This window comes from Muricoccus radiodurans, from assembly GCF_050154705.1.
Classification (GTDB): Bacteria; Pseudomonadota; Alphaproteobacteria; order Acetobacterales; family Acetobacteraceae; genus Roseomonas; species Roseomonas radiodurans.
Window position 1 is genome coordinate 4205858 of sequence record NZ_CP189561.1, and the last position, 15089, is coordinate 4220946.

The window sequence follows — 15089 nt, forward strand, 5'->3', positions numbered from 1 at the left end:
GCGCCGGACGAGGCGCTATCCCTGCAGCAGCCCGGCGGCGCGGCGGCGGAGTTCCGCGGCCAGCTGATCCGGCCCGCCCTGCGCCAGCACGGTCGCGAATTCCGAGCGGCGGGAGGCCAGCTCGCTGATCGTGCCGGTCAGGTAGACATCCACGATCCGCCAGGTGCCGTCCTGGGCCCGGCGCATGAGGTAGCTCAGCGTGACCGGCGCGTCGTTCACCCGGTTCAGCGAGGTGCGCACGAGCTGGTCGCCGTTCTGCAGGGTCGAGGCGCCAACGGTGGTGAAGCTCTCGCCCGAGAAGCCGTTGAAGCGGTTGGCGTAGGTGGCGACCGACCACTCGGCGAAGCTCTGGCTGATCGCGCGCTGCTGTTCCGGCGTCATCCGGCTCCAGGGCGGGCCGACGGCGATGCGGGCCATGGCCGGCAGGTCGAAGGCGGTGTCCATCGCCGGGCGCAGCCGGTCGAAGCGGCCGCGCGGGCCGAGGCGGCGCGCATCCCGCATCAGCTCGATCAGCAGGGCGTGGAACCGCTCCACCACCTCGGCCGGCGAGGACTGTGCCAGGGCCAGGCGGGGAAGCGCGGCCGCGGCGGCCCCCAGCAGGACGGCCCGGCGGGCCGTCACGATCCGGGGCCGCGTCACCGGGGGGTGTTCATTCATGATCGAGCAACTCGCAGAAGAGATGGGGTTCGATGATGGGGTGACCTGCGGCGCAGCGTATACCAGTGCCGCCCCGCCCCCACCATCACGAGGGCCGGCGGGGCGACGGATTGCCTGCTGTCCCGTATCGGGCACGGCGGTCCAACAGGGGGATTGCTGCCATGTCCTACGAGGCCCTCGGGCTCGCGGTTGAGGCCGGTGTCGCGACGCTGACGCTGCGGCGGCCGCAGGTGCTGAACGCGCTGAACCGGCGGCAGCGGCTGGACCTGATCGACGCCTTCTTGCGCCTGGATGCGGATGACGCCGTGCGCTGCATCGTGCTGCGCGGCGAGGGGCGCGCCTTCTGCGCCGGGCAGGATCAGAAGGAGAGCGCGGGGATGGACGCCGCGGCGGCGCATGACCGGATCGAGCACTACCTGCAGCTCTATGACCGGATGCGCCGCTGTTCCAAGCCGGTGATCGCGCGGATGCACGGGCCGGTGGCCGGTGCCGGGCTGCAGCTCGCCCTGTTGTGCGACCTGCGGATCGCGGCGGAGGACACCCGCTGCGGGATGACCGAGTTCAACATCGGCTCGGCCGCGATCACGGCCAGCTTCCTGCTGGTGCCGGTGATCGGGGAATCGCTGACGCGCCGGCTGATCATGATGGCGGACTTCATCCCCGCGTCCGAGGCGCTGTCCTGGCACCTGCTGCACGAGGTGCATCCGGAGGGGGCGCTGGATGCCCGGGTGGCGGAGGTCGCGGCGGGGCTCGCCGCCAAGCCGCCCGGCGGCATCCGCCTGACGAAGGAGTGGTGGCGGCTGCGGACCGAGGACGAGTTCGGGAAGCTGAAGGCCTTCGCGCACGAGGCGCACGCGGCCAACTTCGCGGCCGGTGCGCTCTCCGCCGGGGCGCGCGCCTTCGTGGCGGGGAAGCGGGCCTGAGCGGGCGGCCGCCCTTGTCGATCGGCGTGCTGGCGCCGGCCCGGACCGGACGCTCCGAACGGTGGCCCGTGCGGTCGCGCCCGTCGCCCGGCTAGTCCGGCAGGGATTCGGCGCGGAAGCGGCGCCAGCCGCGGCGCAGGTGGCCGCGCGCCCGGTCCTGCCGCGCCGCCGCCCAGTCCTGCAGCGCCGTGACCGAGGGGGCGAGGGCCGGATCCCCGGCCAGGAGTTCCGCTGCCAGGGCGGCCGCCACCGCGGCGTCGTTGAAGGCGCCGAGGTCCTCCTGCAGGACCTTGCATCCCTTGAGGTAGTGCCGCACGCGCTTGGGACGGTGCAGCGGCGCGAGGAAGGCCACGCCGTAGCGCAGCCGCTTGAGCGACTTGCGCAGGGCGTGCAGCGCCTCGTCGTCCCGCCGGCGGATGTGCCGGCCGCGGCGGACGACCTTGCGCTCCAGCCGTGCCTCCAGCCCGGGCGCGAGGTCGCCGACCGGCGCCGCCATCCTCCCCCCGTCCGGCACACCGGTGAGCGCGGCCGGGTCCTCGGCCCAGGCCATCAGGTCGAGCACGAGGGTCGTCAGGTCGGGCCCGGCGAGCGCCTCCCGCAGCCGGTTATGGGCCTCGGCCCGGCGGGCGTCCGCCGCCCGCCGGAGCGCATCGAGCAGGGGGCCGTCCACGCCGTCCGAGGCCGCCTCCCCGAGCGTCTGCGTGCAGAACACGTCCCAGTCGCGCGGGCCGCCGAGCGCGCGCCCGAGTTCCCGGAGGGCGGCGGTGAAGCGCGCCTCGGCGGCGGGATCGAGGTGCGGGCGGAACAGGGCGAGGGCGGCGCGGAGCCGGCGCACGGCGACGCGCATCCCGTGCACGCCCTCCGCCCCGCCCGCGGAGGCGGCGGGCAGGTTCGCGAGAAGGCTACCCAGCCCGGCGCCGAGGATGCGGCGCAACGCGTCCGTGGCGGGGGCGTCGCTCTCGATCGCGGGCTCCGCGGGATCTTCCGCCGCGCGGGGCTGGCCGGTGCGCAGCCGCCAGCCGCGGTCCGACTTGCTCTCCGCGCCGAGGCGGAGCGGCACGGCGGCGTGCAGCGCGGCGGCGAAGCGGAAGAGGGCGCCGGGCTCGCCCTCCTTCAGCTCGAGCTCGATCTCGCGGATCGCCTCGGCCACCTCTCCGGCCCGCAGCATGCCCTCGTCATGCGAGACCTCGATGACGGCATCCTCGCGGCGGAGCGAGAGGACGCTGCGGCGGACATCGGCGGTGAAGACGGGGCGCAGCCGGTGCCCGAGGCCCGCCAGTTCCTCCAGCGGCGTGCCGCGCAGCAGGCCGGGATCGAGCCGCGATTCCGCCAGCGGCCATTCCCATTCCCCTCGGTCGAAGGGATTGGCGCCGGGACGGCGCAGCTTCAGGGTCTGCACGCAGTGTCCGGCGGCCTGGCGGATGCGGAGGCTCCCGCCCTGGCGCGCGATCTCGCCGTCGGGCGTGTCGAAATAGGTCGTGACCTCCCGCCGCGGCTCCGGCGCTCCGGTGCCGGGCGGGCACAGCGCCGGCAGGGCGGCGAGGCGCTTCGCGGACTCCTCGGAGAGCTGGAACTTGATCTCCAGCTCCACGGGCGCGGCGGACCGGTCGCGGGTTTCGGCGGCATCATCGGTGGTCATGGGCGGCCAAGTTGGTGGGCGCCGGGGCCGGACGCCAGTGACAAGATGCTGCCGGGCCGGAACGTGTGGGCGGGCTGGCGGGGGCGAATGGGGAAGGTCCCGCAGGCCGATGTGGAATGTCACGAAAGCTTCGCCGCCCTGCCGCGAGGCGGACACCGGCTGTCGGGGAGAAGCCGCGCTTGCCGCAAGCCCGGATGACCGACGTGCCTCGATCCTTCCTCCCGGCGGCGTGGCCGCATCTCCACGGCCGCGCTGCCCCGCCTCGCGTCCTTCCGGTTCCTTCGCGATGAACTCCACCCGCCGGAACCGGGAACGCTGAGCCGATGAGCCAGACGCCCCGCACCGATCCCGACACCGTTGGCAAGGCGCTGGGGGATTCGCCGTCCATCCACCCCACCGCGCGCGTGCGCGACAGCCGCTTCGGCCGCTTCTGCGAGGTGGGCGCCGGCACGCGCATCGCGGAGACCGAGTTCGGCGACTACGCCTATGTCGGGAATGACAGCGACATCATCTACACGCAGGTCGGAAAATTCTGCTCGATCGCGGCGAATGTCCGGATCAACCCGGGCAACCATCCGCTGGATCGGGTGGCGCTGAACCACTTCACCTATCGCGCCTCGGCCTATGGGCTGGGGGATGACGAGGCGGGCTTCTTCGACTGGCGGCGCGGCAAGCCGGTGACGCTGGGGCCGGATGTCTGGATCGGACACGGGGCGATCATCCTGCCCGGCGTGACGGTCGGCGCCGGTGCGGCGATCGGCGCGGGCGCCGTGGTGTCGCGCGACGTGCCGCCCTTCGCGGTGGTGGTGGGCGTGCCCGGGCGGGTGGTGCGGCATCGCTTCGATCCCGAGGTGATCGCCGCGCTGATGCGCATCCGCTGGTGGGACTGGCCGCACGAGCGGCTGGGCGATGCGTTGCAGGACTTTCGTTCGCTGTCGGCCGAGGCGTTCTGCGTGAAGCACGATCCGGGCGCGTGATGAGCGCCCGATCCAACGGGCGTGCTGTGTGACTCTGGGGAAAGGGAGAAGGAATTCTTCCTCTCCCCAGGCCCCTCTCCCGCCTCTCTCTCTATTAGGCTGCCGCGGATTTCTGCTGCGGGCTCTCCCATTACCGCATTCCGCGGCAGCCTGATGAAAAGAGATGAGTGGGGGTCTGGGGGAGAGAATCCGTTCTCTCCCCCAGAGTCACCCGCACTGTCTAACGCAGGGTCGGGTCCAGCCGGTCCCGCAACCAGTCGCCGAGGAGGGAGACGGACAGGGTGGTCAACACGATCACCGAGGACGGCGCCAGCAGGATCCAGGGCGCGCGCGTCAGGTATTCCCGCCCGTAGCCGACCATGTTCCCGAGCGAGGTCATCGGCGGCTGCACGCCGAGGCCGAGGAAGGACAGGCCACTCTCCAGCAGGATGATCTCGGGGAAGGCGAGGGTCATGGAGACGATGAGGGTGGAGGCGATGTTCGGCAGCACGTGACGCCCGTAGACCCGCCAGGGGGAGGCGCCGAGCTGCACCACCGCTGCCGCGTAGCCCTGCGCGCCGGCGCTGATCGCGAGGCCGCGGGCGATGCGGGCGTAGCGCTCCCACCCGTGCAGGCCGAGAAGGCAGATGAAGAGCGGCAGCGAGTTGCCGAAGAAGGCGAGCACCGCCAGCGCCAGGATGAGGAAGGGCAGGGAGGCCTGGAAATCCACCAGGGCGAGCACGGCCTGCTCCGCCAGCCCGCGGAAATGCGCGGCGAGGAAGCCGAGCGAGACGCCGAGCACGGCGGCGATGCCGGTGGCGCCGAAGGCGATGAGCAGGCTCATGCGGATGGACATGATGAGGCGCGACAGCACGTCCCGGCCCAGCTCGTCCGTGCCCAGGGGATGCGCCCAGTTGCCGCCCCACCCGATCGGCGGGGTGAGGCGGTTGCGCAGGTCCAGCGCGGTGTAGGGGTAGGGGGAGATGAGGTCGGCGCCGAGGGCGACGACCAGCATCAGCGCCACCCAGAACAGGGCGAAGATCACCAGCAGTGGCAGGCGGGCGCGCTTGCGGGCGGGCGGGGCGGCGACGGCCGGTTCCGGCGCCGCGGCGGGGTTGAGGGCGAGGTCCGACATCAGGCCGCGGCCTTCCGGGGAGCGGCGCGCAGCCGGGGGTCGAGCGCGCCGTAGAGGAGGTCCACCACGAGGTTGGCCGTCACCATGGTGGCGGCCACCAGCAGGAGGATGCATTGCACGACCGCCAGGTCCCGGTTCGCCACCGCCACCACCAGCAGGCGGCCGACGCCGGGCCAGGAGAAGACGCTCTCCACCACCACCGCGCCGGCCAGCAGGCTGCCGACCATGAAGCCGACGATGGTGACGGTGGGGATGGCGGCGTTGGGCAGGGCGTGGCGGCGCACCGCCACCGACCAGGGCACGCCCTTGGCGAGCGCGGTCCGCATGTAGGGCTGGCCGAGAACTTCCAGCATCGCGGAGCGGGTGAAGCGGGCGAGCACCGCGGCGCCGCCGATGCCGAGGGTGATCACCGGCAGGATCGCGTGCCGCCAGGATTCCTGGCCGCCGGAGGGCAGCCAGCCCAGCTGCACGGCGAAGACGAGCACGAGCACCAGCCCGAGCACGAAGGAGGGCACGGTGAAGCCCGCCACCGCCAGCAGCATCACCGCGCGGTCGGCGAAGGAGTTGCGGTGGAGCGCCGCATAGACGCCCGCGGGGATGCCGAGGCCGAGCTTGATGGCGAGCGCCGGCAGGGTCAGGGCGAGCGTGGCGGGGATGCGTTCCGCCACGAGTTCGATCGCGGGGCGGCCGTCCCGCATGGACTGGCCGAGGTCGCCGCGGAAGATCGCGGTGAAGTAGCGCAGGTATTGCTGCCAGATCGGGTCATCCAGGCCCCAGGCGCGGCGGAAGGCGGCGATGGCCTCGGGCGGCGCGTCGGCGGACATGATGAGCAGGGCCGGGTCGCCGGACAGACGCAGCACGACGAAGGCGAAGGTGACCACCAGCACCATCGTCAGCAGGGCGCGGGCAAGGCGGGTGGAGAGGAAGCGGAGCATCAGGCGGCCTCCCGTTCCGGCACGGGTGCGGAGAGGGCGGTGGGAACCGCGCCGTCTCCCGGCGCGACATCCCCGTGCGCGACGTGGCAGGCGACGAGGCGGCCATCCGAGGCGCGGCGCTTCAGGGCCGGGACCTCCCGCGCGCAGAGGGCGGCGGCGACGGCGCAGCGCGGGTGGAAGGCGCAGCCCGGCGGGCGGGCGGCGGGGTTGGGCGGATCGCCGCGCAGCACAATCCGCTTTCCGCGGCGCCCGGGATGCGGGATGGCGGAGACGAGGGCCTGGGCATAGGGGTGCGCGGGATCGTGCAGCACCGCGTCGGGCTCGCCCTCCTCCACGACGCGGCCGAGGTACATCACGGCGACGCGGTGGCTCATCTGCCGCACGGCGCGCAGGTCGTGGGAGATGAAGAGCATCGCGATCCCCGTGCGCGCCTGCACCTCCGACAGCAGGTTCATCACCTGCGCCTGGATGGAGACGTCGAGGGCGGAGATCGGCTCGTCGCAGACGAGCAGGTCCGGGGCGGTGGCGAGGGCGCGGGCGAGCACGGCGCGCTGCCGCTGGCCGCCGGAAAGCTCGTGCGGGTAGCGCGCCGCGTGGTCGCCGCGCAGGCCGACCTGGCGGAGCAGCGCCTCCACCCGGGCGGGGCGGTCGGCGCGGGTCCCGAGGCCGTGGATCTCGAGCGGCTCCGCCACCTGGGCGCCGATGGGCAGGCGGCGGTCCAGGGCGCCGAGCGGGTCCTGGTAGACCATCGCCATGCGGGCGCGCAGGCGGCGCCAGGCCGGGGTGCCGGGGGCGGGCATGCGGGCGTTCTCGAAGGCGACGCCGCCCTCGTCCGGCGTTTCCAGGCCGAGCATCAGGCGGCCGGTGGTGGACTTGCCGCAGCCGGATTCCCCCACCAGCCCGAGGGTGCGGCCACGGTGCAGGGTGAGGGAGACGCCGTCCACCGCCCGGACTTCGACAGGACGGCCGAACAGGCCGCGGCGCATGGCGTAGCGGCGCACGAGCCCCTGCGCGTGCAGCAGGGGCTCGGAAGCGGGATCGGTCATGCGGGGAGCAGTGCGGATTCGGGGGTGAAGGCGTGCTCGATGGGCCGGATGCAGGCCGCGCGGTGGCCGGGCGAGACCGTCATCAGCGCGGGCGGCGCGGCATCGCAGGCCGCCACGTGGCGGGGGCAGCGCGGGGCGTAGGGGCAGCCGGGCGGCATGGCCCAGGGCTCCGGCACGCCGCCGGGGATGGCAGCCAGGGGACGGCGCGGGCCGTCGATCGGCGGCAGGGCCGCCAGGAGGCCGGCGGCGTAGGGATGCGCGGGGGCGGCGAAGAGGTCGGCCGAGGCCGTCTCCTCCACGATGCGGCCGGCATACATGACCAGGACGCGCTCGCAGGTCTCGCCCACCACGCCGAGGTCGTGGGAGATGAGGACGAGCGCCATGCCGGTATCGCGGCGGATTTCCTGGAGGAGTTCGAGGATCTGCGCCTGGATCGTCACGTCCAGCGCGGTGGTCGGCTCGTCCGCCACCAGCAGCTCCGGCTGGCCGGCGAGGGCCATGGCGATCATCACCCGCTGGTTCTGCCCGCCGGAGAGCTCGTGCGGGTAGGCGTCCAGGCGGCGGCGCGCATCGGGCATGCCGACGCGGTCCAGCAGGCGCCGCGCCTCCTCCCGCGCCGCGGCGCCGTCCAGGCCGCGGTGCAGGCGCAGGGCCTCGGTGATCTGGCGGCCGATGCGGTGGACGGGATTCAGGCTGCTGGCGGGGTCCTGGAAGATCATGGCGACGCGGCCGCCGCGCACCCGGTCCAGCACGGCGGGGGCGGCGTGCAGGATCTCCTGTCCGTCCAGCCGGACGCTGCCCGTGACCCGCGCCTTGCCCGGCAGCAGGCCAAGCGCCGCGAGCCAGGTGACGGACTTGCCGCAGCCGGATTCCCCGACCAGCGCCACGGCTTCTCCGCGGCCGACCGAGAGGTCCACGCCGCGCAGGGCCGGCACGCCGTCGAAGGCGGCGGTCAGCCCCTGGATCTCGACAAGGGCGGTCACGCGACTTCGGCCGGGACGGGTTGCAGGGCGCGGCCATCCATTCCGTCGACGGGCAGGCCGAGATGGGCGAGGACGGTCGGGGCGATGTCCACGAGGCTGGTCGGCGCGGTGACGCGGGAGGGCGGGAAGGCGGCACCGAGGGCCAGCAGGGTCGGCCCCTGCTCGCCGATGCCGAGCGCCCCGTGCATCCCGAAGCCCAGCCGGCCCGGCTTGCCGAAATCCGGCTTCGCCATGAGGCACATGCCCGGCACGCCGTACTCGTTCGGCGCGTCCCAGGTGCGCAGCGCGACGGCGCCGAAGAGGTGGTGGCGCGGCGCTTGGCCATGGGCGCGCAGGCCCTCCGCGTCCAGCACCGTGCCGGCCCAGTCCATGCCGCGCAGCGCCTCCAGGGCGCGGGCAGCGTCGGCTTCCCGCCCCGGCAGGGCGAAGAGCAGGGCGGTGTTGCCGTTGGCGACGGCGGTCAGGCCGTCATCACCGGGGCCGCGGCGGGCGCCGGCGGCCTCCAGCGCGGCGTTGACGTCCACCACATCGGCCACCGTGTCGTGGCCGTGGTCGGAGGCGATGAGGAAGAGGACATCCTCGTCCCGCGCGCGGCGGCCTTCCACGGCGGCGGCGACCTCGGCCACGCGGTCGTCGGCGCGGCGCAGCACGGCCAGGGCCTCGGGCGAGCCGAGGGGGACGAGGTGCTGCAGGTGGTCGGGCTCGCAGCACCAGGCGAGGGAGATGGCATAGGGGCCGTTCACCGCCTCGTCGATGAAGGCGCGGATCACGGTGGCGTCGCCATCCGCATCGACGGCGGTGCCGAAGGAGCTTCCGCCGCCCCAGCCGGTGGCGCGGTTGCGGGCGCGGGCGACGCCGTTCGGGTCATGCGCGCGGCAGGCACCGGGGGAGCCGTTGCTGTAGACCGCGAGGCCGCCATGGGCGGCGACGCGGTCGGCCATCGTGGGCACCTCGATCCGCGCGCCGGTCGCGGCCTGCTTGTGGTCGAGGAAGTCGGGCTCACCCGCGTCCCGCAGGACGAAGCGGCCGCCTTCCACCAGGGCGACGGTGTTGCCCTGCAGGCCGTTCCGCGCGGGGTGGCAGCCGGTCGAGAAGGCGGCGGAGCAGCAGCGGGTGACGGAGGGGAAGACCGACCGGTGCGCCGCGAACCAGGCGCCCTGTTGCGAGAGGGCGTGAAGGTTCGGCATGGAGTCCGGCGTGACCGTGTCCCGCCGCAGGCCGTCGAGGACGAGGATGACCGCGCGTCGCATCGCCTCAGCGCCCCCAGTTCCGGGCGGAGAAGTCCATGGCGAAGGCCTGTCCGGCCTTCCAGGGCAGGTCCTTGCGCTTCGCCGTGAAGTTCATCGTCTGGTGCAGGACGGTGTAGCCGGGGTCCTCGCGCTCGATGATCTCGAGCATGCGGCGGAAGGCGCGGCGGCGTGCCTCCAGCTCCATGGAGCCTTCCAGCACGGCGGAGAGCTGGCCGAACTCGTCGTTCCGCCACTCCCCGATCTGCCATTGCTGCCCCTCCGGCCCGTGGGAGGAGGTGAGGGAGGCGACGGGATCGTTGAAGCTGGCGGAGTTGGACCAGTCCCGCACCCCGCGGCCGGACGGCGTGCCGGCGCCCTGGTTGGACAGGACCTGCGGGAAGTTCTCCTTCATCTCGATCTGGACGTTCAGGCCGACGGCGCGCCAGCCCTCCACCAGGATCTGCGCGGTGGCGACCTGGGCGGTGTAGTAGTTGTTCAGCAGGCGATAGGGGATCGGCGCGCCGCGGTAATTCGCCTCCCGCAGCAGGCGGCGGGCCTCGGCGGGGTCGTGGCGCGGGGCCTCCCAGTCCGAGAGGTACATCGGGCCGTAGAACTCGAACTGCTCGCCGCGCGGGATGGCGGCGCGTCCGCCCCACATGGCGTCCACGATCGCCTGGCGGTCGATCGCGTGGGTGAAGGCGCGGCGGATGCGCGCGTCCCGCAGGTTCGGGTGCGTCTTGTCGAAGACGGTCAGCCGATGATTCATGATCGGGCCGCCCACCACCTCGTGCCGGGGCGTGCGGTCGAAGGCGCTGATCTGGTCCGGCGGGATGTCGCAGGCGAAGTCGGCCTCCCCGGAGAGGAGCATGTTGATGCGCCCCGAGACCTCCGGCACCTCCAGGAAGCGGACCTGGCGCAGCGGCGGGCGGCCGCCCCAGTACTCGTCATGGGACACCAGCGTCAGCGACTGGTCGGGGCGGAAGGCCTCCACCCGATAGGGGCCGGTGCCGACGGGCTTGCGTGCCCAGTCCAGCCAGGACGCGGCGGCGTCGAAGCCCGCGCGCGACAGGATCATGCCGGTGTTGCGGGACATCCGTCCCTCCAGCGCCGGGTCGGGCACCTTGTTCACGAAGCGGACGGTGCGCGGCCCGACCACCTCGATCCGGTCGAAGCCGGGATAGGTGCGGCGGGCGATGGCCGCGGCCTCCGGCGGGGGCTCCTTCCCCTGGGTTCGGCCGGGGACGTTGCCGAAGAGGTTGCGGGCGGTGGAGGGATCGGCGGCGCCCCACATGCGCCCGGGCCCGAAGGAGAAGGCGACGTCCTCCGCCGTCATCTCCCGCCCGTCGTGGAAGCGCACGCCGGGGCGGAGATCGAATTCCAGCGTCCGGTCGTCCACCCGGCGCCAGGCGGTGGCGAGGCCGGGCTTCAGGCCGAGATCGCCGAGCCAGTCCTGCTCGATCAGCGCCTCTCCGTAGAGGCCGCTGTGGCGGGTGCCGACGTTCGACTGCTCCCGCAGCGGTTCCAGCGTGTTCGTGTTGGCGATCTTTTGCACTGCAACAGTGATCGCGGGTCGCTGGTCGGATTGCGCGATCGCGAAGCGGGGAAGCACCACCGCCGCGCCGGCAGAGGCCAGCGCGGCACGACGGGTCAGCACCATGGACGTGTTATCCCCAGTTTCCCTGACGGAAATCCATAGCGAAGGCCGGCGCCGCCTTCCAGCGAATATCCCGGCGCTTGGCGGTGAAGGTCGCGTTCTGGTGCAGCACGGTATAGGCGGGGTCCTCCCGCTCCGCGATCTCCAGCAGGCGGCGGAAGACCCTCTTGCGCCGCGGGCGGTCGGTGCTCGTCTCCAGCTCCACGCAGAGATTGTTCAGCTCGTCGTTCGTGTATTCGCCGACCTGCTGCTGCTGGCCGTTCGGGCCGTGCTGCGCGACGAGCGAGGAGACCGGGTCGTTGAAGGGCGCGGAGTTCGACCAGTCCCGCACCGCGCGGCCCGGCGTGCGCTCCAGGATCTGGGACCAGTTCTCCTTCATGTCGATGGAGACGTTCAGCCCCACGGCGCGCCACATCTCGACCAGCACCTGCGCGGTGGGCGTCTGGTTCGTGTAGTAGTTGTTCAGCAGGCGGTAGGGAATGGGCTCGCCGCGGTAATTCGCCTCGCGCAGCAGGCGGCGCGCCTCGGCCTGGTCGAAGCGGGGCACCTCCCAGTCCTGGACATACATCTCGCCGTAGTAGTCCCACTGCAGGCCGCGGGGGATAACGGTGCGGCCGCCCCAGAGGCTGTCCACGATCGCCTGACGGTCGATCGCGTGGGTGAAGGCGCGGCGCACGCGGGCGTCGCGCAGGGCGGGGTGGGTCTTGTCGAAGCAGGTCAGGCGGTGGTTCAGGATCGTGCCGCCCTGCACCTCGTAGGCGCGGTCGCGCTCCACGCCGGCGATCTGGTCGGGCGGCAGGTCGCAGGCGAACTGCACCTCGCCCGTGCGGAGCGCGTTGATGCGAGCGGAGACCTCCGGGATTTCCAGGAAGCGAATTCCCCGCAGCGGCGGGCGGCCGCCCCAGTACTCGTCATGGGAGGCGAGGGTCAGCGAGTGGTCGGGGCGGAACTCCACCACCTTGTAGGGACCGGTGAGCACGGGCTTGCGCGCCCAATCGAACCAGCCCGCCACCTCCTGATAGGCGCGGCGGGAGATGATCTCGCTGCCGTAGCGGGAGAGGCGGCCTTCCAGCGTCACGTCGGGCGTCGCGTTGTGGAAGCGGACGGTGTTGGCGTTGACGATCTCCACCCGCTCCAGCGCCGGCCAGGCGCGGCGGGCGACGCCGGTCACCTCCACCGGCAGCTCCCGCTGCGCGGGAGAGGGGATGATGTCACCGCGGACCTGGATGGTGCGGCCCTGCGCGGTGGCGGGCGTGTCGCCGAACATGCGCTCCCGCCCGAAGGAGAAGGCGACGTCCTCGGCGGTCATGGTGTCGCCGTTGTGGAACTTCACGCCCTCCCGCAGAGTCAGCTCCACCACGCTGTCGGAGATGCGACGCCAGTTGGTCGCGAGCATCGGGACGGTGCGCAGCTCGTTCAGCCAGTCGCGGCCGATCAGCGGCTCCCACAGGGAAGAGAAGAAGATCCGCTCGCCGACGTTGGACTGCTCGCGCAGCACCTCCAGCGTGTTGGAGTTGGAGATCTTCTGCACGGCGATATTGATGGCCGGGCGCTGGTCGGCCTGGGCGATGGCGAAGCGCGGCAAGGCCGCTGCCGCGGCGGCGCCGAGCAGGAGGGGACGGCGGGAGAGGTTCATGGGGTGCGCTCCTCAAGGCCCTGGGGGGTGGAACGGAAATGCGTCAGCGTGCGCTCGGCGTGGCGCATGCGGTGGGAGAGGGCGAGCTGCGCGTAGTCGCGCGCCACGCCCGCATGGGCCGGATCGTCGGCGAGGTTCGTGAAGCCGTTTGGGTCCCGCTCCAGATCGAACAGAAGCGGCGGCAGGGCGGCGAAGTGGACGTATTTCCAGTCCCGGTCCTGCACGACGCAGAGGGAGCAGTCGTCCATCGGCAGGCCGAGATCGTCTTCGGGCCGGGAGTAGAAGACGTCGCGGAAGTCGTACTCGTAGAAGAGATGGGTGCGCCAGTCCGCCGGCTTCTGCCCGCCGATGAGTGGCAGCAGGGAGCGGCCGTCGCAGGCGCGCGGCGCGGTGCCGCCGAGCCATTCGAGGACCGTGGGCATCACGTCCACGCTCTCGGTGAAGGCGTCCTCGATCCGGCCGGCGGCGTCCCGGTGGTCGGGATCCTTGATCACCAGCGGGATGCGAAAGCTCTCGTCGTGGTAGCCGACCTTGCCGAGGAGGTAGTGGTCGCCGAGCTGCTCCCCGTGATCCGAGGTGAAGATGACGAGCGTGTCCTTCCACTGGTCCGTCTCGTCGAGGTAGGCCACGACCTGGCCGAGCGCGTCGTCCACCTCGGAGATGAGGCCGCAGTAGGTGGCGCGCATCTGGGCGATCGCGCCCGCCTCCATCCCCGTCGCGGCGCCGCCGGCGCCGTGGAAGAAGGAGCCCTGGCCGATGCCGCGGAGGTAGAAGTTCAGCAGCGGGTGCTGCGCCGCCTCTTCCTGCCAGGTGTCGCGGCGTTGCAGGGCCGGCATGTCCTCCGGCCGGTACATGCGGTTGTAGGGCTCGGGCGCGATGAAGGGCGGGTGCGGGCGGTAATAGCCGAGGTGCAGGAACCAGGGCTTGCCGTTGCGGCCCTTGAGATAGGTCAGCGCCCGTTCGGTGAAGTAGGCGGTGTCCGAGAGGTCCGCGGTGATGCGGCTGGGACGGTCGGTGGCGCCGGGGACGTGGTCCTCGCCGGCCGGGAGCCAGATGTCCTCCCGGTTCGGCGGCAGCGCGTAGCCCTTCTGGGAGAGCCAGCCGAAATAGCCGTCCATGCTCGGCTCGAAGGCGCCGACGGCGCGGAAGCCGTCCATCAGGTCGCCGAGCGTGGTGAAGCGGGGGTCGTGGCTGCCCGTGGTGCGCGGGTCCGGGGTGGTGGTGGTGTAGCCGATCAGCGCGGGGTCGTAGCCGATCCGCCGCAGCTCCTTCGCCAGGTTGGTGTGGCGGGCGTCCAGCGGCACCGTGTTCTGCACGGCCCGGTGGTTCATCAGGTAGAGCCCGGTCAGCAGGCTGGCGCGGGCCGGGCCGCAGGGGACGGTGTTGGTGACGTGGTTCCGGAAGGTGACGCCTTCCCGGCAGAGCCGGTCGAGGTTCGGGGTCTTCAGGAAGCCGGCGCCGAGGGCCGGGACGAAGTCGGCGCGCCACTGGTCCACGACGACGAGCAGGACGTTGCGGCGGCCCTGTTGGGATGACGACATGCTGGCCGGAGCGGCTCCCTGGGAACGGGCGGGCTCTTAGCGGGGCCATGGGACAGGTCCGCGTCGCGCCGATGTCATTCGGATGACATGGCGTCCGCGTGTCTCGTCCCGGCACCGCAGCATGCCGTTCGGCTGTAAGGAACGGAGAAGAAACGTTTTGTGCGGGTGCGAAGATGCCGGGTGCGACGATCCGGCGTTGTCCTGGCCCGGGCCATGAAGATCGGCTCTTTCATGAAGCTGTCCCGAAAGGGACGGAGCGTGCATCGTCGGGTCGGGGCACAGGCGGAACTCAGCGGCGGCGTGCCGTCGTGACCCAGAAGGAGAGGAGCGTTCATGGAAAGCGTGCTGGGTCTCGGCCCCGACCAGGGTGGCAACCCGACGGACATGCGGATGCTGGTCCTGGAGACGGCCGTGGCGGTCATCGCGGCACGTTTGCCCCGGAACGATTTCGAGGAGCTGGTGTCCGTGCTGGTGATGATTGCGCGCGGGCCGGACGCCTTCCGGGACGAGGAGGAACTGTCAGCCGAGATCACCAACCTGACGGATGCCGCCGCTCACGCGACCGCCTTGCTCGAGCGGATCTCGAAGGTGCGGCGGTCCGAACGGCGGTGATCCCCGTTGCTGGCGGCCCCGCCTACAGGCGTGCTGAGGGCTTCATCCCGAGAGCGCTTTGAGTGAGTCGGCTTGCGTTATCAGGTTGACGAAGGCTGAGCGGGCGCGCCCAACCCCGCCTCCTGCGGCAGTCTGACAACAGA

General features: G+C 72.2%; 13 protein-coding genes. 3 read left to right on the forward strand and 10 right to left on the reverse strand.

Features of this window, described 5'->3' with window-relative positions; genetic code table 11:
* Window positions 1-15: 15 nt before the first annotated feature.
* Complete coding sequence (locus tag ACP6CK_RS19800; protein ID WP_426955024.1) at window positions 16-639, reverse strand: ABC transporter substrate-binding protein; 624 nt, start codon at window positions 637-639, stop codon at window positions 16-18.
* 179 nt (window positions 640-818) lie between these two features.
* Here ACP6CK_RS19800 and ACP6CK_RS19805 point away from each other — a divergent pair, with 179 nt between their 5' ends.
* Window positions 819-1580 carry an enoyl-CoA hydratase/isomerase family protein gene (locus tag ACP6CK_RS19805; RefSeq protein ID WP_426955025.1) on the forward strand — a complete coding sequence of 254 codons (762 nt, stop codon included), beginning with the start codon at window positions 819-821 and terminating at the stop codon, window positions 1578-1580.
* Between the two features lie 91 nt (window positions 1581-1671).
* On the opposite strand, the gene ACP6CK_RS19810 is transcribed toward ACP6CK_RS19805, so the two are convergent.
* A complete protein-coding gene (locus ACP6CK_RS19810; RefSeq protein ID WP_426955026.1) occupies window positions 1672-3219 on the reverse strand; it encodes a CHAD domain-containing protein in 1548 nt (515 codons plus the stop codon).
* Window positions 3220-3542: 323 nt separating this feature from the next.
* Between ACP6CK_RS19810 and ACP6CK_RS19815 the strand changes: the two genes are divergently transcribed.
* A complete protein-coding gene (locus ACP6CK_RS19815; protein ID WP_426955027.1) occupies window positions 3543-4196 on the forward strand; it encodes a chloramphenicol acetyltransferase in 654 nt (217 codons plus the stop codon).
* A 220-nt stretch (window positions 4197-4416) separates the two neighbouring features.
* Here the strand turns inward: ACP6CK_RS19815 and ACP6CK_RS19820 are convergent, their stop codons facing one another.
* The 8 genes from ACP6CK_RS19820 to pehA are packed head-to-tail and all read right to left on the reverse strand — an operon-like array spanning window position 4417 to window position 14334.
* Window positions 4417-5310: an ABC transporter permease gene (locus ACP6CK_RS19820; protein ID WP_426955028.1), complete on the reverse strand. Its 894-nt coding sequence runs from the start codon at window positions 5308-5310 to the stop codon at window positions 4417-4419.
* On the reverse strand, window positions 5310-6245 hold the full coding sequence (locus ACP6CK_RS19825) for an ABC transporter permease (RefSeq protein ID WP_426955029.1): 936 nt from the start codon (window positions 6243-6245) through the stop codon (window positions 5310-5312). The genes ACP6CK_RS19820 and ACP6CK_RS19825 overlap by 1 nt, the downstream gene beginning before the upstream one ends.
* Window positions 6245-7291, reverse strand: coding sequence for an ABC transporter ATP-binding protein (locus tag ACP6CK_RS19830; RefSeq protein WP_426955030.1), 1047 nt, complete (start codon window positions 7289-7291; stop codon window positions 6245-6247). Before ACP6CK_RS19830 ends, ACP6CK_RS19825 begins: the two co-directional genes overlap by 1 nt.
* Window positions 7288-8274, reverse strand: coding sequence for an ABC transporter ATP-binding protein (locus ACP6CK_RS19835; protein WP_426955031.1), 987 nt, complete (start codon window positions 8272-8274; stop codon window positions 7288-7290). The genes ACP6CK_RS19830 and ACP6CK_RS19835 overlap by 4 nt, the downstream gene beginning before the upstream one ends.
* Entirely contained in the window at window positions 8271-9524 is a 1254-nt protein-coding gene (locus ACP6CK_RS19840; protein WP_426955032.1) for an alkaline phosphatase family protein, read from the reverse strand. Before ACP6CK_RS19840 ends, ACP6CK_RS19835 begins: the two co-directional genes overlap by 4 nt.
* 4 nt (window positions 9525-9528) lie before the next feature.
* Entirely contained in the window at window positions 9529-11160 is a 1632-nt protein-coding gene (locus ACP6CK_RS19845; RefSeq protein WP_426955033.1) for an ABC transporter substrate-binding protein, read from the reverse strand.
* Between the two features lie 7 nt (window positions 11161-11167).
* The gene (locus ACP6CK_RS19850) at window positions 11168-12793 is read right to left on the reverse strand and encodes an ABC transporter substrate-binding protein (protein ID WP_426955034.1); all 1626 of its coding nucleotides are present in this window, start codon (window positions 12791-12793) and stop codon (window positions 11168-11170) included.
* A complete protein-coding gene (gene pehA, locus ACP6CK_RS19855) occupies window positions 12790-14334 on the reverse strand; it encodes a phosphoric/sulfuric ester hydrolase PehA (protein WP_426955035.1) in 1545 nt (514 codons plus the stop codon). Before pehA ends, ACP6CK_RS19850 begins: the two co-directional genes overlap by 4 nt.
* A 333-nt stretch (window positions 14335-14667) precedes the next feature.
* Between pehA and ACP6CK_RS19860 the strand changes: the two genes are divergently transcribed.
* Window positions 14668-14946, forward strand: coding sequence for a hypothetical protein (locus ACP6CK_RS19860; protein ID WP_426955036.1), 279 nt, complete (start codon window positions 14668-14670; stop codon window positions 14944-14946).
* Window positions 14947-15089 lie beyond the last annotated feature (143 nt).